16 protein-coding genes, 1 pseudogene and 1 riboswitch are annotated in these 23,486 nt (G+C 37.1%); of the genes and pseudogenes, 11 read left to right on the forward strand and 6 right to left on the reverse strand.

The window, feature by feature from the left end:
* Positions 1–44: 44 nt before the first annotated feature.
* Positions 45–560 carry a hypothetical protein gene (locus ABC371_RS07360; RefSeq protein ID WP_412896193.1) on the reverse strand — a complete coding sequence of 172 codons (516 nt, stop codon included), beginning with the start codon at positions 558–560 and terminating at the stop codon, positions 45–47.
* Between the two features lie 256 nt (positions 561–816).
* On the opposite strand from ABC371_RS07360, the gene ABC371_RS07365 reads away from it, so the two are divergent.
* A complete protein-coding gene (locus ABC371_RS07365; RefSeq protein ID WP_412896194.1) occupies positions 817–2,505 on the forward strand; it encodes a methyl-accepting chemotaxis protein in 1,689 nt (562 codons plus the stop codon).
* 453 nt (positions 2,506–2,958) lie between these two features.
* The gene (gene ltrA / locus ABC371_RS07370) at positions 2,959–4,344 is read left to right on the forward strand and encodes a group II intron reverse transcriptase/maturase (RefSeq protein ID WP_412896195.1); all 1,386 of its coding nucleotides are present in this window, start codon (positions 2,959–2,961) and stop codon (positions 4,342–4,344) included.
* Between the two features lie 295 nt (positions 4,345–4,639).
* On the opposite strand, the gene lepB is transcribed toward ltrA, so the two are convergent.
* The 4 genes from lepB to ABC371_RS07390 all read right to left on the reverse strand — a co-directional run bounded on the left by lepB (position 4,640) and on the right by ABC371_RS07390 (position 7,105).
* Positions 4,640–5,185, reverse strand: a complete 546-nt coding sequence (gene lepB, locus ABC371_RS07375) for a signal peptidase I (RefSeq protein WP_412896196.1) — start codon at positions 5,183–5,185, stop codon at positions 4,640–4,642.
* Positions 5,186–5,215: 30 nt separating this feature from the next.
* Positions 5,216–5,785: a hypothetical protein gene (locus ABC371_RS07380; protein WP_412896197.1), complete on the reverse strand. Its 570-nt coding sequence runs from the start codon at positions 5,783–5,785 to the stop codon at positions 5,216–5,218.
* Between the two features lie 68 nt (positions 5,786–5,853).
* Complete coding sequence (locus ABC371_RS07385; RefSeq protein ID WP_412896198.1) at positions 5,854–6,624, reverse strand: hypothetical protein; 771 nt, start codon at positions 6,622–6,624, stop codon at positions 5,854–5,856.
* Between the two features lie 67 nt (positions 6,625–6,691).
* A complete protein-coding gene (locus tag ABC371_RS07390) occupies positions 6,692–7,105 on the reverse strand; it encodes a hypothetical protein (protein WP_412896199.1) in 414 nt (137 codons plus the stop codon).
* A gap of 1,060 nt (positions 7,106–8,165) precedes the next feature.
* Between ABC371_RS07390 and ABC371_RS07395 the strand changes: the two genes are divergently transcribed.
* From ABC371_RS07395 to ABC371_RS07420, 6 genes and pseudogenes are all read left to right on the forward strand, one after another.
* Positions 8,166–8,495 (forward strand): hypothetical protein, encoded by a 330-nt coding sequence (locus ABC371_RS07395; RefSeq protein WP_412896200.1) that lies wholly within the window; start codon positions 8,166–8,168, stop codon positions 8,493–8,495.
* Positions 8,496–8,884: 389 nt separating this feature from the next.
* Complete coding sequence (locus tag ABC371_RS07400) at positions 8,885–12,010, forward strand: S8 family serine peptidase (protein WP_412896201.1); 3,126 nt, start codon at positions 8,885–8,887, stop codon at positions 12,008–12,010.
* A gap of 184 nt (positions 12,011–12,194) precedes the next feature.
* Positions 12,195–12,722: a signal peptidase I gene (locus ABC371_RS07405; RefSeq protein ID WP_412896202.1), complete on the forward strand. Its 528-nt coding sequence runs from the start codon at positions 12,195–12,197 to the stop codon at positions 12,720–12,722.
* Between the two features lie 238 nt (positions 12,723–12,960).
* Positions 12,961–14,118 carry a hypothetical protein gene (locus tag ABC371_RS07410; protein ID WP_412896203.1) on the forward strand — a complete coding sequence of 386 codons (1,158 nt, stop codon included), beginning with the start codon at positions 12,961–12,963 and terminating at the stop codon, positions 14,116–14,118.
* Between the two features lie 581 nt (positions 14,119–14,699).
* Positions 14,700–15,675 (forward strand): annotated as a pseudogene (locus ABC371_RS07415) (transposase); the annotation flags it as partial.
* Positions 15,676–15,940: 265 nt separating this feature from the next.
* Positions 15,941–16,026: riboswitch (cyclic di-GMP riboswitch) on the forward strand.
* Between the two features lie 494 nt (positions 16,027–16,520).
* A complete protein-coding gene (locus ABC371_RS07420) occupies positions 16,521–19,583 on the forward strand; it encodes a leucine-rich repeat domain-containing protein (RefSeq protein ID WP_412896204.1) in 3,063 nt (1,020 codons plus the stop codon).
* Between the two features lie 209 nt (positions 19,584–19,792).
* Here the strand turns inward: ABC371_RS07420 and ABC371_RS07425 are convergent, their stop codons facing one another.
* Positions 19,793–20,518, reverse strand: a complete 726-nt coding sequence (locus ABC371_RS07425) for a hypothetical protein (protein WP_412896205.1) — start codon at positions 20,516–20,518, stop codon at positions 19,793–19,795.
* A gap of 558 nt (positions 20,519–21,076) precedes the next feature.
* Between ABC371_RS07425 and ABC371_RS07430 the strand changes: the two genes are divergently transcribed.
* The 3 genes from ABC371_RS07430 (at position 21,077) to ABC371_RS07440 (ending at position 23,482) form a co-directional block, all read left to right on the forward strand.
* Positions 21,077–21,817: a YveK family protein gene (locus ABC371_RS07430; protein ID WP_412896206.1), complete on the forward strand. Its 741-nt coding sequence runs from the start codon at positions 21,077–21,079 to the stop codon at positions 21,815–21,817.
* Positions 21,807–22,511, forward strand: coding sequence for a CpsD/CapB family tyrosine-protein kinase (locus ABC371_RS07435; RefSeq protein ID WP_412896207.1), 705 nt, complete (start codon positions 21,807–21,809; stop codon positions 22,509–22,511). The genes ABC371_RS07430 and ABC371_RS07435 overlap by 11 nt, the downstream gene beginning before the upstream one ends.
* Positions 22,512–22,711: 200 nt before the next feature.
* Entirely contained in the window at positions 22,712–23,482 is a 771-nt protein-coding gene (locus tag ABC371_RS07440) for a tyrosine-protein phosphatase (protein ID WP_412896208.1), read from the forward strand.
* Positions 23,483–23,486 lie beyond the last annotated feature (4 nt).

Genomic DNA, 23,486 nt, shown 5'->3' on the forward strand with positions numbered 1-23,486 from the left:
TCAAAATGGGCTGTTATAGTCTCATTTTTCATAAAAAAGTTATTCTAAACATCATCCTCGTCCAAGATCTTCATCATCACAGGTGCACGGCTATCGGACCCACCGAGTTTTGTAAATCCAAGCTCTTGGTATTGCTTTAACTGTGGAAACTCAATAATTTCTTTTTCCTCATCTCTTCTTGGCTTCGCCGCAATGACTAATATATAGTCAAATCCCATGTAGTGGCAGAAGTGGATAAACTTTTTTAGAATTTGCTGTTCTAATTCATCATGGTCATATTCGGTGAAAATCGTAATATCGTCTAGCGTAACTATTTTTCCAATATCGAAATCCGTATCGAGAAATGTAGAAATCATATATTCTTCATCCCCGGAGATTGCATCCGCGTTTAAAAGTAAATCTTGGTCATCGCCCATTTCATAGCCATTATAATAATTGAATGAAAGGTGGCCAATTTCAATTTCATCCTCAAAATCATCGTCTAAAAATGCCGTAATTTTGCCATATCCGCTCATCATATTCAAATCTGAATCGAACGAAAAGGAATACTCAATATTCAACAGGGATCAACTCGCTTTATGTGATATTTTGCTTGATAAAATATTACCCTAATAATTCGCTAAAGCGCAATTATTTCTGCCTTATGCGCAAATCTACAAAATAAAGCACAAATAGTATCCCGTAGGCGCAATTACGAATTTCATATTTTTCTCAAATGGGGACCAAAGGAACCGTCCCTCTGGTCCCGTTTGTGGTAAAATAGTTCTGGTCGAAATATGCAGAATTTTGTAGATACATCAAGAGAAGAGGGTCATTATGAAGATTAAGACAAAACTGAGTTTGCTCGTTTTTATTTTGTTGATAGCACTGCTTGTCACAGGTGGGTTATCGATATTTCAACAAAGTGAAACGGAGAAGGTATATAAAAATATAGAGACTCATCAAGACTTGCAGTTTACATTGAAGTCTATTGAGTATCGTTTTACAGGGATTTCGAATGACGAACGGGCTTTTCTCCTTACAGGGGACGAGGACCTAGTCACTGGTGTCGAAAAGAAGATAAAAGATATTGAACAATATTTTTCAGACGCTCAAAAAATGAATTTAGACGCAGAAGATGCGAAGGCACTTGAAAAAATCAAAACGAACCTACAAACCTATTTTGAAACAAATAAAAAAGTGGTAGATACATACAGAAGTGGGGATCAAGAAAAAGCCCTTAAGATTCATATGGAAGAACAAAGATCCATCAGAAAAGAAGTAGTGGATCCAAGTATTGAATCACTTATAAATGAAGTAACCGAAACAATTAACAGTGATACAAAAACGCTGGAAAAAACCCAAGAAATAAGTTCAATCGTTTTATATGCAGTTGTTATTCTGTCACTTGTTGGTGGGGTTTTCACTTCATCTTTAATCATAAAATCAATTAATAAGCCAATCATGATCATGAATAGGCGCTTGAAGGAAATTGCAGAAGGCGAGGCTGACCTTACCCAGGCCATTTCCATAAAAACAAAAGATGAGCTAGGTGAAATGGCATCATCCTTTAATATGATGGTAAGTAAATTAAGAGATTTAGTCAGACAGGTCGCGATTAATGCCGAGCAGGTTGCTGCAGCATCCGAACAATTATCAGCAAGCTCTGAAGAAACAACAAGAGCAACAGAAGTCATCGCATCAACCGTTCAAGAGGTGGCAGCCGGTACTGACAAACAAGTCAATAGCCTGGACGAAACGAGTCAAACAATCATCGATTTGTCTTCTTTAATCAGACAAATTGCTTCAAGCTCAGAAATTGTTTCAAATACATCAGCCGAAGCATCCGATAAAGCCGTTGATGGCAATCAATCCGTTGAAGGGATTATCAACCGAATGAACGAAATCAGTCAAACGGTAAACCAACTCTCTGAAAAAGTGAAAACATTAGGTGAAAGTTCAAATCAAATTAACCAAATCATCGGTGTCATTACAGGGATTGCTGAACAGACAAATCTATTAGCATTAAACGCCGCAATCGAAGCGGCGAGAGCAGGAGAACACGGAAAGGGATTTTCGGTTGTTGCAGATGAAGTTCGAAAACTAGCAGAACAATCCTCAGCTTCCGCAAAACAGATATCGTCTCTCATTGCCGTGATTCAGGCAGATACGGAGGTAACTGTCCAATCCATGGATGATACAACAGCAAAAGTGTCCGATGGAATTACATTTATTCAAGACGCAGGCAGCTCATTCAAGCAAATTGGCCAAGCCGTGCAAGAGGTAACGTCGCAAATTCAAGAAATTACAGCAGCCGTACAAGAATTATCAGCAGGAGCAGAACAGATGGTTAGGAGCATGGAAGTTGTAGGGGACATCACGCAGGTCACCTCTGAAGGAACACAAAGTATGTCAGCATCAACAGAAGAACAGCTCGCAGCCATGGAGGAGATCACCGCATCTTCGACTTCATTAACAACAATGGCAGAAGAACTACAAGAGTTGGTTAAGAAGTTTAAAATTTAATTTTGGGCCATTCGTTCTTTTTGGTGCGCCCGGCATGGGCTATAACTTGGTGGTGAAAGTCCACTACAGGCTTGGCAGTAGGAACTGTTAGCTAATGGCAAGGGTGTCCACCGTGAGGTGGAATCTGAAGGAAGCCGGAGGCAAAATCCCGAACTGACGGATAGAAACTGTATATAAGGCTGAATTGGAATGGACGAGTTTGCCAAACAAAACAAAGTCCGATACTGCACGAGTTCCATACAGTAAATACAGCAGTTACATGGGAGGAAGGTTATAGCTCTTACCCGGGGAGGCCTTACAAGGGTTCCCGACAAGAGAGATGGAATATCTCACAGGAACAAATCTGTCAGTGATGACAGATTGAATTGTAAGGAGTCAGCAGAGGTCGTAGTAGTTCTATTTGAATGAAGGACCGAACAATAACAATCTTGAAAGAATATGGAGGTAAGGTCAGTGCATAGACCACAGAAAACATTGAAAGATGGCTCTTCGCAGACGAATAAGTTGGAAACTGAAAAATTTGCGAAAGCGTGTAGTTCTGACATTATCAAAATAGGACGACAAGATGGTATCGATTTAATTGATAAAGTGATTGATAGTAATAATCTGTTCAGAGCATGTGAGAAAGTTAAAGCAAACAAGGGTGCCCCGGGCATAGATGGAATGACTGTAGACGAGCTCTATAGTCATGTCAGTAAATTTCTTACCCCTCTTAAAAGGAAACTAAAGGATGGCACATATAAACCACTACCAGTTAAAAGGGTTGAAATCCCCAAACAGGATGGTTCAAAACGCAAGTTAGGTATTCCATGTGTAAGGGACCGTATGGTCCAACAGGCTATTTACCAAGTCATCGGTCGAATAATAGACCCACATTTCTCTGAATCAAGCTTTAGTTTCCGTCCGAATAGGAATCAACACCAAGCCATAAAACAATCCATTAAATACTATGAACAAGGTTATAGAATAGTTGTGGACTGTGATCTAAAAAGCTACTTTGACACTATCAACCATCAAAAACTAATGGAATACCTCAAGATATTCATCCAAGACAAGGTTATATTGAAATTAATTTGGAAATTTCTTAAGAGCGGAATACTTGAACATGGATTAACTAAGCCAACAGAATTTGGTGCTCCTCAAGGTGGTGTACTCTCTCCAATTCTTAGTAATGTTTACTTAAATCAATTAGATAAGGAACTGGAGAAACGTGGACACAGATTCGTTCGCTTTGCGGACGATTTTTGTGTTTACGTTAAAAGCGGACGGGCTGGTCAACGAGTTCTAGAAAGCATTACAAGATATCTGGAAAAAGAACTGAAATTGACAGTTAACCGTACCAAAAGTAAAGTAGGGTCTCCCACTAAACTGAAATTCCTAGGTTTCTGTATTCACAGTACATCTAAAGGAGTAGGATGTAGACCACACCAATCCGCAAAGAAAAGATTTAAATCCAAATTACATAATATAACTAGGCGAAATCGCCCTGGGAAATTCGAGGACATCGCCAAAGAAATTAACCAGGTAACAGTTGGTTGGATAAATTACTATGGGGTTGGTTTAATGAAAAGGTTCATACGAGACATGGCACATTGGTTGCATCACCGTCTGAGACAGCTTATTTGGAAAAGATGGAAGAAAGTCAAAACCAAGTACTACCAGTTAAGAAGATTAGGCGTCAAACATGAAGAAGCCTTGAAAGTAGCTAATTCCCGAAAGGGATACTGGAGAATTTCTAAAAGTGAGACACTACAAAAAGCAATTAAAATAAAAACGCTCAATAAATGGGGACTTAAAGACCTTAACCATCTATATGAGCGCCGATACTTAAGTTATTGAACCGCCGTATACGGAACCGTACGTACGGTGGTGTGAGAGGTCGGCTAATCAACTAATGGTTAGCCTCCTACTCGATTGGTGAATTTATAAGATATGTCGCCAAATGGCTAGAACGCAAGTATTTCTACCATAGGCGCAATTCTACAAAATAAAGTACAATTCCGCTCCACTAAAAAGCTGAAAACACCAAAATATAACGCAAATATCTTCAGGAAAGATGCAATACCTCCTCGAACTCAGTGTACCTCATTAACTTGACCCGCGTAACATTGATTCTCAGTTTTATAAGAGGGACTTACAGGGGATTAAACGGTTTTATTGAAAAAAAAGCCTCTCCTTTAATATGTGTTGCTGAAATGAGACCAAAATCGGTGCTTCGGCTATCCAGACTTTCTCCAGGTGTTCGATTATCACCCATGACAAAATAAGTTCCTTCTTCAACTAGTATTTTGGGCATATCGGTCGAAACGCCTATTACGAAGTTTTCTTTTATTGGCTCTCCATTTACAAAAACAATACCATTTTTTATTTCAATCGTTTCATTTGGCAAAGCAATAATTCGTTTTATAATATCAAATCCACTGGCGTCTTGAATGACTACAATGTCATTTCTTTCTGCTTCATAAAATATATTATTTGTTAGAATAATATCCTTGTTATGTAAAGTTGGATTCATCGAGTTTCCGCTAATTACTGTAATCCCAAGCGCATAGTGGAAAATGAAGTAAACGAATAATAGTATGAGTAAGTATCTTAGCCAACTAAACATAGTGGATCTAGCTTTAACATTGTTTTCTGTCTGAATCTCGTGAATATGAATTGTTTTGCTCTTTGTATTCATGCCTATTTATATACCTCGTTATTATTGGATTTAATGGCTAGCGCCGGCTGATTCAGTACCTTCTGATGGCTCATTGACAGGCGGTTCCATCTTTTCTGGTGGATTACTTTCTGTTGCTGATTCGACTATGATAGGCTCTGTTGGGGAAATTGAAGTACTTATTTCGTTCATTCGATTAATCGCTTCTGTTAGAACATAATCCAATTGAGTGGTAATTGCAGTTTGTTCTTCAATAGTATTGATTGTCATGTTTTGTATTAGTTGATTTGCATGGGTTTGTATTGTACGAATTCGTGCTTCTTTTTCTGTTTCGGTAAACTCCGCTAATTGCTGTTCTGCATCATTAATTTTTTTTTGTACCTCTTCCTTTAGAAGCATTACTTGTCTTTCTTTTTCGGACATAATAGCAGATTCGATGATTCCAATGGAGTTTGCCTTTTGTTGATTAAACCAGTTCTGAAGCATCAGCTGAATGTTTTCATTTGCAAATGCAATATTGATACTGCTTGCGATCCCGAAGGATAGAAATAGAGCACAAACTAGGAATTTCATTTGTTTTGAGGGTTTTCTTTTTTTAAACTTTTCTTTTCTACAATCCAATGATACTCACTCCTTATGTAAACAGTAGGGTCTCAATAGATGAGACCCCTTGGGTAAATCTGAATTGTTTATTTAAAGTCAGCAGCTTGATCAAGTGCAGCAATTGCTTGAGCTTCTAGTTCATCAGCCTTTTTAGCAATAAGCCCTTTTTGTGTTTTGATTAATCCTGATACTAGAGTTCCTAACTTTCCACGTAATTCATTAATTTTATAATCGATAGCATCTTTAATTTCTTGAGTAGTAGCAGCTTCTTCACTGTCTAATTGGGCTTGCAACTCTTGTTTTGCTTGAGCGATAGCCGCTTCTAGTTCGCTGACCGCTGAATCTTTAGCTGCATTTATTTCTGTTTCTACTTGACCTAATGCGGCTGTGCCTGTTTTGCCTGTCAATTTTGTAAAGTCATCTTTTGCATAGTTATATGCTACTGCACCAGCTCCGTCAATCAATCCCTTTGCTTCGGCAAATAAGCCAGCAAATTGACTTTCAATTTGCCCTTCGATAGTAGCCTGACGGTTCTCTAAGTCTGCTAAATATTGATCCTTAGTATCGCTGATAGAGGTTGTCGCACCTGAAATTTTGCTATCTCTTTCACTGTTAATAGCATTTTTAGTTGCTTCTTTTCCGTTGTTGTATTCTTTTTCAAGGGAATTGAATTTGCCAGCAACATGTCCACCAACATCATCTACCATACTTGCTTTTGCAGCACCAAATTGTCCATCGTACCAAGACTGTAACTTACCACCGATATCTGTGTTTGCAGCAGCAACTCCAAAACCTGATACTAATCCTACTGCTACTACTCCTGCGATTACTTTACCTTTTACTGATTTTCTTTTCATTTTAAAACATCCTCTCCTAATGGTATTTTTTTATTTTAAGAATCTACTATGTAAATCCTTTAAAACCTTATTGACCTAAAACTTCTGCAACAATTGTTTCAATTTCTTGCTCCAACTCTTGTTGTATGGGGGCTTTATGATAATCACGTAAGTTAATTTCTTTTTCTAAGGAGTGTTTAGCATCGGCTAATTGGGCCTGAGATGATTGTTGATAGTTCTCGATTTTCTCTAGGACCTTTCCATTCACAGAAAGATAAAATGCCTCGATCTCTGAAATAGCTTCCATTTTTAATGCTCTCTGTTGTTCTAGTATGATGTTCTGTAGTCTTGTAGCTTGTGTTCCTATGACTGAAGCAATGTTATTAGTTCTAAAATTGCTGTGCAAATTTGAGAATGTAGTACGAATTTGAGAGTCTGCATATGCTGTTGCTGTACCAATGATTAGAGAAAGTAGCAAAAAGAGTACTAGTATCTTTTTCATATCACCTGTCCTTTCATATTTAGACTTGTCCATTATATCGTTTGTTTTTGTTCTTTATAATGAACTGTTAAGCATAGTATATGATAAAAGTACTAGATTGAAAAATGGGAAAAACGGGCAAAAATTCAATATAACGAACAATTTCCGTTCTTTATCTAGTTCTATCTTCTTTTTCCTCATTATTTCATTTAATTTTTGTGCGGTAAAAAGATTAAATGCTAGTGGGACGAGGGACGTCGCTATGGTTCCCAGACCACCCGAGTTTCATTTCTCTTGGATATGTTAAAAATTTGTTGATTTTTATTCTAATTTTCTAATTTCTGGTCTATAATATCCAAGATGGTTTTTGTAATTATTGTAATTTCGGAAAAATATGGGAAAATACGTAATCAGAGATGGTTAAATAGTGCATTATATTACTGCTTTGTCAACAATTTGAAAAAACTAGTTGAATCCTTTGGGGAATTCATAAACGATTTATACACTCATGTGGAGTTAACAGATGATTATGATGAGGACGAGCAGACCCTTAAGCAGGTGAAAGAAATTTTTAGTGGGGAATAATCAGGATTTAATCTAAGAAGTTATTCCAACCTTACAATATATAGATGAAGTGGGTTGGTTTGTATTCCAGCTAAAAGACTGCAACTCACAAAGTCAAAATGGTAACAGAAACTGTCTCTTCCATTTTGCGCGATTCAATGGAAATGCTGTTAGACAACGCGAATGACACAAATAAACATGTCACTAATTAAATCAATTGAAATTCTATTAAACTATTCGAATCATAACAATTCACAGGAAGCAAGTGAATTAAAACTATAAACACAACGGCTGAGGTGCACAATGAAAATTGTATTTTTCATATTCGAGGAATTCGAAATTAATCTGGAATTATTAAAACATGCATTCAATCAATGTTTAAACTTCCTAGGATTCAGCATGATGATTTTAATCCTCGAATGGATTTTTTTAAAAGGAAGAACTTTTACTTTGGTTGTTTTTTTATACCTCATTACTAGCTATTAATCTTATTAGTTTGGTACAAAAAAAGGACCGATTGAAAAGTTTTGTGGTTGGATTCTTGATCTTCGCCATTCTATTCTACATCTTAAGAGTCCCAACTCATCCGGGTTCATTTCAGCATTGGATAACTCAAAACAAACAACTTTATTGCCCAAGCGGCTTTGATTGCGTAAAGGTGTCAACCTATATAGATGAAAAAGAAAACTTGGTTACAACTTCGGAAGTCGTTCCGATAATCAGTGACTACACAAACTGGTATCTCCTCTTCGCGACTGGTTACTTTTCTTACGAAGATAGCAGCGGAAAAGAAGTGCACTACAAAGGAATAAATATAGCGGGTTGGTGGATAGAAACTTCTGATTAAAAAGTTCCCTCATGCCAGTCACCGCAGTAATGTAATTTGGCTGGTGACTGGCATTTATTATTTCAAAATAGGAACCACTAGAACCGTCCCCATGGTCCCCGGTACCCACAGCAATTCATCCCTTTACCCTACTACAGCTTCAATGTGTTTGACCCTGTATACAACCATTCTCCTATACCCATCCCCTCCAATTCTCCTAAATCGACAAATACCAACAAGGTCATATCCCGTTTTTAGCCTAATTTGACTATGACTTTTAGTGCTAGTCCCAGAAATAGTAATTTAGTATAGTGTGAATACCCAGAAAATTTTGTAACGTTTTAGTGTCGAAATTTTCGAGTAGGGTGACTTTTTTTCAGTTTTCGTAGATTTATAAAGGGAGGATGAAAATGGCTAAGAAAATTTCAGCATTATTATTAGTTTTACTACTTGCGTTTAGTGGTAGCGCTTTTGCGTTTACTGGGTTTACACCAAACCAACTAGATGCACAGAAGCCGACGAGCGACATCGTAAACAGAGAAGCAACAGATGTACCGAATATTGATCCAGACCAAGAGGTGCGCGTTGTTGTCGAAATGGACGGAGATGCTCCGGTTGAAGTAGCGACAAAAAAAGGTAAAAAGTACGATCAACTTTCAAAAGGGGAAAGAAAGCAACTAGAAAAAGCTGCAAAGAACAAACAAAAAGCAGCGAAAGATAAAATTAAAGGAAAAAAAGTAAACATCAAGTATGAGCAAGAATTCGATGCGATCGTAAATGGCTTCAGTGGAAAAGTGAAGTACGAGGATATCGCAAAACTAAAAGAAGTCCCTGAAGTAAAAAATGTCTACATCGCAACTGAGTACGAGCTTCCAGAAGAAGAAGCAGACATGAAATACAGTAAAGAGTTAGTTGAAGCACAACAAGTTTGGCGTGACTTTGGCTACAAAGGGGAAGGCATGATTGTCGGAATTATCGACTCTGGTATCGACCCTTCTCATAAGGATCTTGTTTTAACCGACAGCTCCAAGGCTGACTTATCAGAGGCAGACGTCAACAATGCCATTTCTGAGTATACCCTACCAGGAAAGTTCTGGACGGAAAAAGTTCCTTACGGTTGGAACTACATGGATAACAATGATCACATTGTCGATGTAAATGCAGATACAAATATGCACGGTATGCACGTAGCTGGAACAGTAGCGGCAAACGGTGACGAAGAAAATGGTGGTATCCAAGGTGTTGCTCCAGAAGCGCAATTACTTGCATTACGTGTTTTTGGTGAAAATGTAGCAACTACTTACGGTGATATTTACATTAAAGCAATTGACGATGCAATTAAGCTAGGTGCAGACGTTCTTAACATGAGTCTTGGGTCTACAGCGGGATTCGTAGATGCGGAATCTCCTGAGCAACAAGCGGTTAAACGTGCCGTTGATAATGGAGTGGTTATGTCCATTTCAGCTGGTAACTCCACGTATTTTGGAAATGGTTATTTTTATCCGTATGCTTCAAACCCTGACTATGGGTTAGTAGGCTCACCAGGTGTTTCCTATGATTCACTTCAGGTGGCATCCTATGAAAATACGAATATGATTGTTGACGCAGTCAGCGTACAAGTGGGCGAAGGTGAACCATCTCAGGTAATGTATTTATCTGCTGGTCAAACAGAACCAGAAGGTGGGACAAGCTATGAATTAGTAGACGCTGGCCTTGGAACTCCTGAAGATTTTGTTGGTAAAAATCTAGAGGGCAAATACGCACTCGTTCAACGTGGTTCAATCGGCTTTGTCGATAAAGCATTAAACGCACAGAATGCAGGTGCTGCTGGTGTATTCATCTATAACAACACAGATGGAACAGTGAGCATGGCATCTGATGCAGCCATTACAATTCCACAATTATTTATGTTAAAAGCAGATGGCGATCGCTTTGCTGCGGCACTTAAAGGTGGTCAAACGGTTACCGTTTCATTTGACGGAGATCAAATGTCCATTCCAAACACAAATGCGGGAAAAATGAGTGACTTCTCATCTTGGGGAATTACACCAAACCTTGATTTCAAACCAGAAATCACAGCTCCAGGAGGGCAAATTTACTCAACAATCAATAACAACAAATATGCGATTAAGAGTGGTACATCAATGGCAGCTCCACACGTATCAGGTGGTTCGGCATTGGTATTAGAACGTGTAGACTCTGAATTCGCACTTGAAGGTGCAGCAAGATCTGAGCTTGCAAAAAAATTCTTAATGAACACAGCTAGTCCGGTAGACTTTGAAGGAGCACCAGTTTCACCGCGTCGTCAAGGTGCTGGTTTAATGCAGCTTCATGCAGCATTAACAACACCTGTTATCGTCACTGAATCAAACACAGGCGAATCAAAGGTAGCTCTTAAAGAAGTAAAAGACAATGTTGTCACATTCTCTTTAACAGCTGAAAACTTGTCTGATGAAACTGCTACGTATGAGGTAACTGCAAGTGCTCAAACGGATGCGCCTGTTAATGGCGGCGGAGTATATGTTTCAGCTCCTAACATGTTTGGCGCAATTGATTTAGGCGGAATTACAACAGTTAACGGTCAAGCAACAAGCACAATCGAAGTACCTGCCAATGGAACGAAAACATTTGATGTATCTGTAGATGTAAGTGAGTGGGATGAGGATTTAAAATCAATTTTCACAAATGGCTATTGGTTAGAAGGATTTGTAAAACTAACTGACCCAACGGATACGAATCCAGACTTAGTTGTACCTTATGTAGGCTTTAAAGGTGACTGGAATGCAGCGCCAATTTTTGATGCACCTGTTTGGGATGATACAGCATACTACGGAACAACTGGTATCATGTCCCATGTGAGTGGTAGCAGCTACAAATACTTAGGTGTCAATCAAGCAGGAAAGATAGATACAGATCTAATTGCTATCTCTCCAAATGGAGATGGAGCTAACGACAATGCAACCTATCTGTTATCGTTTCTCCGAAATGCAAAAGAATTTAATTTAAGTGTATTAGACAAAAAGGGCAAGCTTGTAAAAGAAATAGTATCTGAAGAATTTGTTCGTAAAAACCACTACGACGGTGGACAAGGTCAAATGTACTACTTAATCTCTGACTGGACGTGGGATGGAACCGGCAAAAATGGCAAGGTTGTACCAGAAGGTCAATATTTCTTACAGGCAGAAGCAACTCTTGACTATGAAGGTGCAGCAGAGCAAACACTGATAATCCCAGTAAAACTGGACGTAACAACACCGAAGGTAAAAACAAAACTAGGTAAAGACGGTAAAACAATCACAGTTGACGTCTCCGACAAAACAAGTGGCATAGCATACTGGGATGTATACGTCGATGGTAAACCAGTCACAGAGGCACCATACGTAAACGGCGAAACAGAACATGTCTTTGCAAATGAGCTCACAAAAGCCCAAACCGTAACAGTAGTAGCAGTAGACTACGCTGGTAATGTCACAACAAACGAAGTCAAAATCGGAAGCAAAGGCAACAACGGAACTACAGGAAACAAGAAAAACTAAAACTATGAGACTAGCAATCAATTCGGTTGCTGGTCTTTTTTTAGATTATACGCATAATGTAAAACACAATAAAGAACAAACTATTAATATTGTCCCTTGTCCAACAGAAAAAAAGTAGTTATAATCGAGTTACAGTGTTCTTTATTAAGAATTACCCTAACCTTTAAAGGGTGTGTTCTATGAAATGGGAAAAAAGATAGTTAACTGGTTAGGTAATATTGCGTTTCTAGTTTTTCTAATGATCACAATTGCAATCATACTATCATTATTATTATCAAAAAATCAGCAGGGGCAACCACCTTCTATTTTTGGCTATAAAATAATGACCGTCCTATCTGGAAGTATGGACCCGTTATTAGAGCCTGGAGATATCATCTTCGTAAATGTAATAGATCGCTATCAAGTGAAAGTGAATGATGTAATTACATATCAAAAAGGACAGCAAACCTTTGTAACCCATAGAGTAGTGGATATAGTCACAAATGGGGGAGATAGATCGTTTCAAACAAAAGGTGACGCCAACAATATAAATGATCAGGAATTAGTATCACCAAATCAGCTAGTGGGGACTTTAAAATATCACATCCCAAAGGTTGGCTATGTTACGAACGTGTTTAACAGTACATGGGGCTTATTTTTAATTGGTGGAGTAATCCTTGTATTTTTCCTAATAAAAAGAGTGAAATTTATTTCGATCAAAAAACAAGTTTGACCCATTTTTATTTAATAGGGTGGATAAGTGTTGTTAAAACGTTCTTTATTAGGAACAATTTATAGGTTTTAACTTTAGAGGGCAAGAATTCAAGACAATGAAATTCAACAATTCCCCTTAAAGTTCAAAATAAAAAAGCCAATGGTACGGAGGTGATTGAGTAATTTTAAAAATAGAATAGTAGAATTCTAGAAATTCGAAGTAGAGAAGTCCAAAAAATAAGGTAGGGGTGTTTAGTTTGAAAAGGAATACAATTTTTATCTTAATCTCAGCTCTGGTTCTTGTAACAGTTGCAACAGTAATAGGAACAGTAGCATACTTTTCGAAGAGCTTTACAAGTGATAATAACGTTGCGAAAGCTTCCGTATTCGATGTTGATGTTGTAGGTGCAAATGGGAAAACGATTGCTGATGAAAATTTTGACTTAGATGAAGAGCTTTACCCAGGTATGGAGAAAAAAGAAGTTTACAGCTTCGACATTCAAAGAAATAACACCAAGCTGCCAGTAGAATATGAGGTAAAACTTTCACCGAGTGGAGACCTTTTCCCAGAGGGTACAACCTCTCCTGTCGCTTTAACATTACAAAGATTGGTTGATGGAAATTGGGAAGATGTAGCTTTCGAAAGAAAATTTAAACCTCAAAACGACGAAGAAAAATTCAAGGTCTTTGTAGAGTGGGAGCATGGTGATAATGATATCGCGTTCCAAGGAAAAACAGGTAACATCAGATTAGAGGTAGTGGCAACTCAAGTCGATCCAGAACCTGTTATAGTTGATTTTGGTAATGCACAACTCACTTTATATAAGGACACCACATCATCTCAAAATACGATTGACTTTGAGAATATTACAAATTTCAAATTAAAAAATAAGAAGACTGGGAAAGAATACGCGGCTGGAACTAGTCCTTCGAATCGTAAATATACCTATGAGATGAAAGATATCCCAGTAGGTGAATACACAATCCATTTCGATATGACAAATGGAATGAGTGTGAAGGAAATTCAGCTTGGGGAGGTATACAAAGAAACAATTTATGATGCAGCAAATAATCCATTTGTCATTACAAAAGATAAAAAAGAATATGCAAAAATTGTATTAAAATCAGATCTTACATTAAAAGAAATTAAAACTTTGAACGACCTAAAAGTCCCATCAAATATCACATTTGATGAATTTAATGCAGCACTCCCAAAACAAGCGACAATTGTGGATTCTGCCGGTCAAGAACATCAGGTTGATTTGAAATGGGATATTCGACCATTTAATTTTGAAAACTATAAAAAACCCGGTACAACTACCTTGTACAGTGAATTTTTCAAACTGCCTGTGAACGTATCTAATTCTGAGCCGTCCCAAAGACTAGAAGTTAAGCTTAAGGTGGTTTTTGAGTAATCAATATCCCATATAAGAATTGGAGAATCTTCCTGAGATAGAGGAGGTTCTCCTTTTTTTAAAAAAAATTTTATCAAAGGTGTAATCCTTCTATAAAGACACAGCCAAAATCTAAAATAGACAAAAATAGCAAAATGGAGACACAAATTTAGATATTCAAGCAAAAACCAAAAAGTAAATGTTGTCGCAGTTGATTACTCAGGCAACAAAACAATCAGCAATTTTAAATCCTACAACCTACGTCAAATACTAGCAATCAATTTTGGTTGCTAGTATTTTTGTGCATGTCTCGCTGGATAAGGAGCTCTGGGAAAATCATTATCGCGCAATTATACCAGCTTAAAGCGCAATTCCTAAAAATAACACGCAATTCTCCAAAATAAAGCGCAAATATCACCATTCATCGCGCAATTCCCCATTATCCTAGTCTTAAGCAAGGGGACCAGTGGAACCGTCCGAGGTCACTGAAAAACGTTTCTAAATAACTGGAAAACGTAGGTTTTTATAAAAAAATACAAAAAACCCCCGATTTTGGTAAAATAGAGTTGTCGAAAAACTATCACCAAAAAGGGGGATTTTTTATGCTTAAAAGCAGAAAACAATTAAGCATGTACTCAATATTATACAATAAAATACCGGATAATCACATCCTTAAGCTAATGGACGAAGCAGTAGATTTTAGTTTTATTAATGAGCTACTTGAAGATTCATATTCTAAATATTATGGAAGACCAGCCAAAGAACCAGAAATGATGGTCAAATTACTGGTTCTTCAACATCTTTATAAATTATCTGACGAGAGAGTTATAGAAGATGCATCATTAAACCTTGCCTATATGTATTTTCTCGGGATAAACCCAGAAGATGATTTACCACATCCTAGTTTATTAGCAAAGTTCAGAGTACATAGATTGCAAGATGTCACATTAGATGAAATCATATTAAAAGTTGTAGAACAATGTGTAGAAAAAGGCATTATTAAAGATGCCGGTATTAGTATTGATACTACTCATTCCGAGGCAAACACCTTTAAGGCAACCCTTTTATTTTAAAAAGCCCATATTGGATCAAATCAAACAAATTGGGGCAAAACCTTATATACCTGTAAGTGCGATGTCTTACCGGTTAGATGAAGAAAGGTTTAGCTACAATAAGGATTCCGATGAATGGTTTTGCGTTCAAGGAAATAAAACAGAAAAAAAGAAATACTACAAAGATAAACGGGGAAAAGAATACTATAAATATTCCTTTGAAAAAGAACAATGTAGAAATTGTCCATTAAGGGAATTGTGCATAAAGGAAAAAAGAGTCGGTAAATTGTTAGAGGTTAGTATTAATACACCAGAGTTTTATGAATACAGCCAGGAAAAAAAGACCGAAGAAATCAAAGAAAAATATAAGGAAAGAGCTTGCCAAGAATGGAAAAATGGCGAAATGAAAAATTTCCACGGGTTAGATCGTGCCAGGGGGTACGGTCTAAGAAGCATGTCTTTACAAGCAAAATTAACTGCATTAGCAGTTAATTTAAAGAGGATAGCCAAGATACTATCCTCTAAAAAACCATCTTTTCCGCAAATAAATGACATTTATTTCAAAAATGAAGAAAAAACTTTTGATTTTCAAATGGCAGCATAGTTGTGAAGCTTTTTTATTATAAATATAGGGACTTTTTCAGTGGATTCGAACCGTCCCTTTGGCTCCGATTTCGACAAAAACCAACAACCTTCCAATACCAAAGTACTATTTACTATAAAAATAGGTCAAAAGACCCTTTTAATAGATTCGCGCACTATTCTATAGTAAATAAGAAGCATACATAAATCGTACGAAATGGCAAAATCATTGAAAAATGATGACGCAAAACTAAAGGGGCTACGGTCTATTGGACTATGCCAGCCAGTTTCCGAACACGAGGCTCCGTCGATTTGTGTTCACAAAATCGAAAGGGGAATATGTGTGAAAAAAGCAATTTACAAAGCGAAATACTATTGGCACAGCATGCAATTTAACAAGAATAGAACCCTATTAGAGGATTGTCTCTCCCAAAAACTCAAATCTCAAATTGAGTCAAAAATGCATTACCATGAGCGTGAAGCAATCAATTACATAGCTAAACTATAAAGCTATAGGAATAACCTACATAACCTGTAATAGACCAACGGAATCACCTTTGGTCTATTATTTTTTCTTTTTAAAAATCCAATCGTCCAATCTTATCATATGCTGTTCAAGTGGATAATTTCATGAATCCATTTGATACAAGCAACATAGTTCCTTATTACCATTTTCAATCTAGGTATTTAGCATTAAAAAATATTCAAAATTTATAAAAAATGGTATATAATAACCTAGTTGGTATTTTTCGACAAATATTTTAATAATTTACCAGGAGGGGAACTAGAGTGAAAAAACGCAAGTGGATTAAGATGCCATTAGTGCTAATCATGTTATTTTCTATTAGTAATCCGTTTACAGGCCAAACAGCGTATGCATCTGAAGAGCTGCCTTCAGATGAACAAGTAGACCAAACAGAAACGGAAACGGTACAACAAGAAAGTGAAGTGTCTGAAGAAACAGCATTAAATGAAGAGGCTGTCGAAAATCCAGTTGAGGAAGCACTATCATCAAATTATTTGAGTGTTAAAGGTGTAACGGATTCAACTGCAACTGTGGAGTGGTTTCGATATATTAATCATAGCGAAGCAGAAAAATACAAGGTTTACTTAAATGATGAACTAATCACAGAAATTGATAATATATATGTATTCCAATTTACATATATCGGACTCCAGCCGGAAACGGATTATACACTAAAAGTTGAAATTGTAAATCAAGATGGCGGTGTTGTGAAAGTCTTAGGATCCGCTACTACTCAGCCTGCTCCAACGGGAAAGGTTATTCCATTCAAAGATGAAACTCTTAAGTCTGTAGTAAAAAGAGAATTAGGCATTGTGGATAGAGAAGTTCGTGCAAGTGACATGAATAATCTTTATAGATTGAATGCTTGGACTGAAGGTATTAAGGATCTTTCAGGCTTGGAATTTGCGTATAATTTAGAAGATCTCAGCCTTAGTGGCAATGAAATTAGCGATATATCATCACTCGCTTATTTATCAAAGTTAAAAACGGTTAGTTTAAATGAGAACGAAATTACTGATTTCAAGGTATTAGAACAACTTCCGAACTTACAATATGTTACACTCTTCGGAAATGGGGAGGAATTTAGTAACGATACGATGAATGTAATCGAACATCTACTTGAAAATAAAGTAGAAGTGGATTGGACATTTTCATGGGAAAATCAAATTAACTTCACAAGTTTAACAGAATCTGAAGGTACATTTACGGTTGATTTTCCGAAAGTTGAGGATCGTGTAAAAAATTATCAAGTATATATCGGAGATGAACTCTTAGGAGAGTTTTTACCTGGAGAAAGCTATACACTTTCAGATTTGCTACCGGACACAGGTTACGAGGTAATTGTCAAAGCAGTTGATGCAAAAGGGTTAATTTGGTCAACTACTCATGGGTATTTAAATACAAAGGCATTTCCATCTGGAGATATTGTTACATTTGCAGACCCTGCATTAGAAGAAGCTGTCCGTAAGGAATTACTCATTTATTCACGTGAATTATATCAAAGTGATCTTAAGATGTTATATTCACTAATAGCTGAACATAGAGGTATTACTGATTTATCTGGTCTAGAAAAGGCTGGAAATTTATCATTTTTAGATTTAAGTGGTAATAAGATTGAAAATCTCGAACTGTTATCAAACCTAACAAATCTATCAAATCTTTATTTAAATTCAAACAATATTTCTGATATTACACCTTTGAGTGGATTGGAGAAATTACGAACCTTAACACTTCGAGGTAATAAGATTGAAGATATTAGTGCTTTAAAAGATTTAACAGCGTTAGCAGAACTGGATTTTTCTAATAATGAAGTAGAAGATATTTCCGCATTATCGACTTTAACAAATATTAGAACCTTATTATTAGGGGAAAATAAGATTAAAGTCATTAGTGTTTTAAAGAATTTGAGAGCGTTAGCAGAACTGGATTTTTCTAATAATCAAGTAGAGGATATTTCTGTCTTATTAGAACTCCCACGATTATATTTTGCAACTGTATACAATAACTCATTGGATTTGATAGAAGGTTCTGATGTCATGAATTTCATACAGACCTTATTAGATCGAGAAATAACGGTGATTTATGTTGAAGAAGGTGAAGAACAACCGCCAGTAGAAGAACCAGGCGAGGAACAACCGCCAGTAGAAGAACCAGGCGAGGAACAACCACCAGTAGAAGAACCAGGTGAAGAACAACCACCAGTGGAACAGCCAGAACCAGAACAACCTGAATATAAGAATCCAAGCGTTACAATTGAAAATACCAAGGTAACTGAAAATCAAATCCAAGTATCTTGGAAGGTTGAAAACAAAGAATCAGTTAGAAGGTATTGGGTATATGTAAATGGTCATGAGTATGCAATGCTTGATAAAAATGCAACAGAAATCACGATTAAAAACTTGCAACCCAATACTTTATACAAAGTTCGCCTTGTTGCTTTATCAAACGGTACAAATGATGCGAGTAAAGAAGTGGAAGTAAGAACAAAGGCTATTCAAGTTGTGACAATGCCTGTCATCAACAACGGAATTGCCAAAGTTCCAACCGTTGTCGTTAATAATATAGAAAAAGGCGAAACACTAGTTGTGAACCTTAATAAAGCCGATTCAGCAAAGGTTGAATTAACGAAAGAGCAAGTCAAGACACTTAAAGACAAAGGAGCAGACTTGGTTGTTGAAAACCAAAATGTTCAATTGCAAATTCCATTGAACAATCTACCTGAAGATAAAAAAATCGAAACAGTTGTTCAAAAAATGAAATCTGTAGAGGGAGCAGCAAGTCATGTTTATGACTTTACAATCTATGCAGATGGACAAGCGGTTCATACATTTGTGGTACCAATTACGCTAGTGTTTGATGTCAACGAAGAACAAGTGACAAACCCTGAGGATTTAAAAGTATTCTACTTCAATGAAGAATCAGAAGAATGGGAGTTAATTCCTGGGGCAGTTTATCAAGACGGTAAAGTTTCAGTAGAAACAGGTCATTTCAGTATTTTCGCAGTATTTGAAGTTGCAGACAGTAATGATAAGGTGGTTTCTGAGGCACCAGTTCCAGAAAACAAGCTACCTGAAACAGAAGCAACTGTTAAGGAGAACAATGATGCTCCACAATCGGTAGAAGACAACAAGACATCTGACGAAGCCAAATCAGAACAAGTAACGAATCCTAGCACACCTGATAAGGATAGCAAGTCTACTGAATCAAAAGAGAATAAGCTTCCTGTAACAGCAACAAACAACTATACTCTATTACTAGGCGGAATCATCTTACTCGCTCTTGGAGCAGCACTTGTGTTTACACGTAGAAAGTTCGCCAAACGATAAAAATGAACGATTTCCCTCTTGTCCATTGGCAGGAGGGAAATTTTCAATTCGGAGGAACAGAACATGAAAAAAATGAAAGACGAAAATGGACAATAATCTCCGCTGAAATTTTCACCTTTAGCATATACACCTAACGTATCTCTGAAAAAAATTCACCATCTAAAAAGGAACGATCCAACGCACAGGTCATTCCTTTTCCTTATATTTTTTCAATATCTTCTTCGACGTTTAATCAGCATATAAAGTCCGCTGGAAGCAAGTACAAGAAGCAATAATCCAAATAGACTCATACCGATGATAAATGTTATATCCGTGCTGTTATCAGACTCTACCTTCGTCGTTTTAATCATTGTATTTGTTTCGACTGCTTCTTCCTCTGATTCTACAATCACTTCAGGCTCTTCTTTAGTCTCTACATCAGCTTCTTTGGTGGATTCAATTTCTTTTTCCTCATTTTGAGTGGCTGCGGGTGTTTGGTCTTCTTGGGTTGTAGCCGAATTGTATGTAGGTTTAGCTGGTTGTTTTGTAATGGTTTCCTTAGTGTTCGCTTTATTTGTATCTTTTGACGCGGGCTTCGGCGCTACAGTTTTATCTTCAACCGGTTGAGATGGCTTAGGAATGGGATCCTTTTCCTGTTCTTTTGACTTTTCCGGTTCAGGTTTTGGCTTAGCTGCCTCTTGCTCAGGTTGTGGTTCAGGATCAGGTGTGGGTTCGGGTTCTTTGACCGGGTCAGGCTGAGGTTCTGGAGCAGGCTCGGGAATAGGTTCAGGTTCCGGATTTGGCTCAGGAACAGGGTCCGGTGCAGGAGTGGGATTCGTAATCGCCTTTTCCAATGAATCAATAGGCTTCAAGGCACCATGCGCAATACTCGGAGAGCTATATGTAATCACCAAACTTGTAATAAAAAATAGGTGAAATAAGTTTCTCTTCTTCAAATCAATTACCCCCACTAATGTTAAAACTAAACCTATTCTACCATATTTATCCTAATCACTTATCTTGAAAAATAAAAAAAATTAATAATGCAATCGGTCGAATCCTTAGAACTCCAAATCATTAAAACTTCTGAAAAAATCCGCAACCACTGCACGCTCTGCCAATCTGTTTCTTCGTAATAGGATGCATATAATAAATTTCAGAATGTCCGCAGACGGAACATTCCATATCGTGTAAAACTTCGCGGGGACCAAATACTACATCTAGTATGAATTCGAATGCCACCTCTACCAAATCCCTTCCTAAAAGTTTTCTTAAAAATAGCATAAACACCAAAAAAAATATGCTGTTTCTTGTCTAGTAAAAAAGAAAATCTATCGACAACCTTCAAAAAATCCTTCCTACTCAGTGTCACTAAACCTGTCCTTCCATTCCAAATCGACAGATCAGGTACAAAGTGCCATTAATTTATGCGATTTTTGTAGATATTTGTAAATTCCTTGTTTATAATTACTTTTAGACTTAACTTATATCGACAAACAAAACAGGAGGACAAAATGGAAGAAACAATTAGTTTAAAAGAGATATTCCAGACGATTCGTAAGCGTCTTTGGTTAATAGTTATGATTACGGCAGTAGCAGTGGCAACTGTGGGTGTTGTGAGCTTCTTCTTTTTAACACCAGTCTATCAATCTTCTACTCAAATTCTAGTGAACCAAAAAGCCTCGGATCAGCCATATTTAAACCAATCAGACATCAGAACGAATATTGACCTGATTAATACGTATAACGAAATCATTAAAACACCTGCCATTTTAGATCTCGTGAAGAAAGAACTTAACCTTACTGAACCACTAGGTGATCTAATCACAGTTGGCAGTTCCAATAACTCACAGGTGATGAAAATTACCGTTCAGCATACAGACCCACAGATGGCAGTAGATGTTGCAAATACAACGGCCAATGTATTTAAAAATGAAATTGTAACGATTATGAATGTGGATAATGTAAGTATCCTTTCACCAGCAGTGATTCCAGAAAACCCAGTGCCGGTAAAGCCAAACCCGATGCTTAACATGGCGATTGCTTTAGTTGTTGGGCTTATGGCAGGTGTAGGTCTTGCATTCTTGCTTGAGTATCTTGACAACACAATCAAGACAGAACAAGATATCGAAAAATTATTGGAGCTTCCAGTATTAGGAGCGATAGCTCAAATAGACCTTGAGGAAGAAACGAGAAAAGCTAGCGAATCAGGCAAAAATAGAAATAAAGGAAGAGGTGATTCTCTTGGCGCGTAAAAAATCAAATCGAAAACAATTCCAAATGCAAAATCGTAGTTTGGTGACTATGCTGAACCCGAAATCACCTATTTCTGAACAGTACCGTACAATCCGTACAAATATCCAATTCTCGACAGTGGATGAAGAAATGCAAACAATCATGGTCACATCTTCAGGCCCAGGAGAAGGTAAATCAACGACAACGAATAATATTGCCGTTGTCTTTGCACAGCAAGGAAAAAAGGTATTATTAGTCGATGCAGATTTACGTAAACCAACAGCTCATTATTCATTTCGAATTGAAAACCATACAGGGTTAACGAATGTTCTAACAAGACAAGAGACTCTAATAAATGCGGTTCAGGCTTCAAATCAGGAAAACTTATATGTCTTAACAAGTGGACCAATCCCGCCAAATCCGGCCGAATTACTCGGATCTAAAGCGATGGATCAATTCCTTAATGAAGTAAAAGGTCTATTTGATGTTGTTGTATTCGACACACCACCTGTATTAGCTGTAACGGACGGACAAGTATTAGCAAATAAAGTAGATGGTGTTGTAATGGTCGTAAGTAGTGGGAAAACGGAAACAGAAGCAGCTCTTAAGGCAAAAGAGACCCTAATGAATTCAAAAGCCAAGCTATTAGGTGTTGTCTTGAACAATATTAAACGAACAGAAAGTCAATATTACTATTATTATGCTCAAAAATAAGAATAGTATTTAAATGTAAGTGGGGAATCGACAGAAAAGGAAGTGTTTATCTTGTGTAAATATTTCCTTTTTGTTTATATGACATCGTTCGACAAAATTCACCCATTTCTTCTGATATACTACTGTGGTACTATTACGATTGTAAGCATTTTGGTAGAATAACTTGTCGAAATAAGTAAAGGATAGAGGATGCGATTTGTATGATTGATATACATTGTCATATACTCCCATGTCTTGATGATGGGGCAAAAGACCTAGATGAAACAATTAAAATGGCGAAAAGTGCCGTACAAGAGGGGATTACGCAAATAATCGCAACTCCTCATTATAAAAAAAAAGAATACGAAAACACAAAAGAAAAAATTCTACAGGCAGTTGAGATGGTAAATAGAGAATTATCTCAAGCGAAAATCCCCCTAACAATCTTACCAGGACAAGAACCACGCATCGATGGTGAGCTCTTACAGGACTATCAGAAGGGTGAAATACTCTCTTTAAATAATGGTGGAAAATACTTATTTATCGAGTTCCCAAGCGGTCATGTACCTCGCTACTCGGAACAGCTATTATTCGATCTACAATTAAATGGACTTACACCCGTAATTGTCCATCCTGAACGGAATAGCGAAATCATAGAAAATCCCGATATTTTATACAAATTAGTGAAAAATGGTGCATGCACACAAATTACAACATCAAGTGTAACCGGTCACTTTGGAAAAAAGATTAAGAAGTTCACCCTGCAATTAGTTAAACACAATTTGACGCATTTTCTTGCATCAGATGCTCATAATCTATCTAATCGACCGTTTCGAATGAAAGAAGCATTGGATGTGCTAGTAAAAGAGTACGGAGTTGCTGTAGATTACTATTTTAGAGAAAATGCGGAGCTTTTAATAGAGAATAAGACCGTAATAAAAGATACACCTGAAAGGATTAAAGCAAAGAAGATATTTGGATTGTTTGGTTAAAAAC

The organism is Bacillus jepli (assembly GCF_047238305.1).
Lineage (GTDB): Bacteria > Bacillota > Bacilli > Bacillales > Bacillaceae_L > Ferdinandcohnia.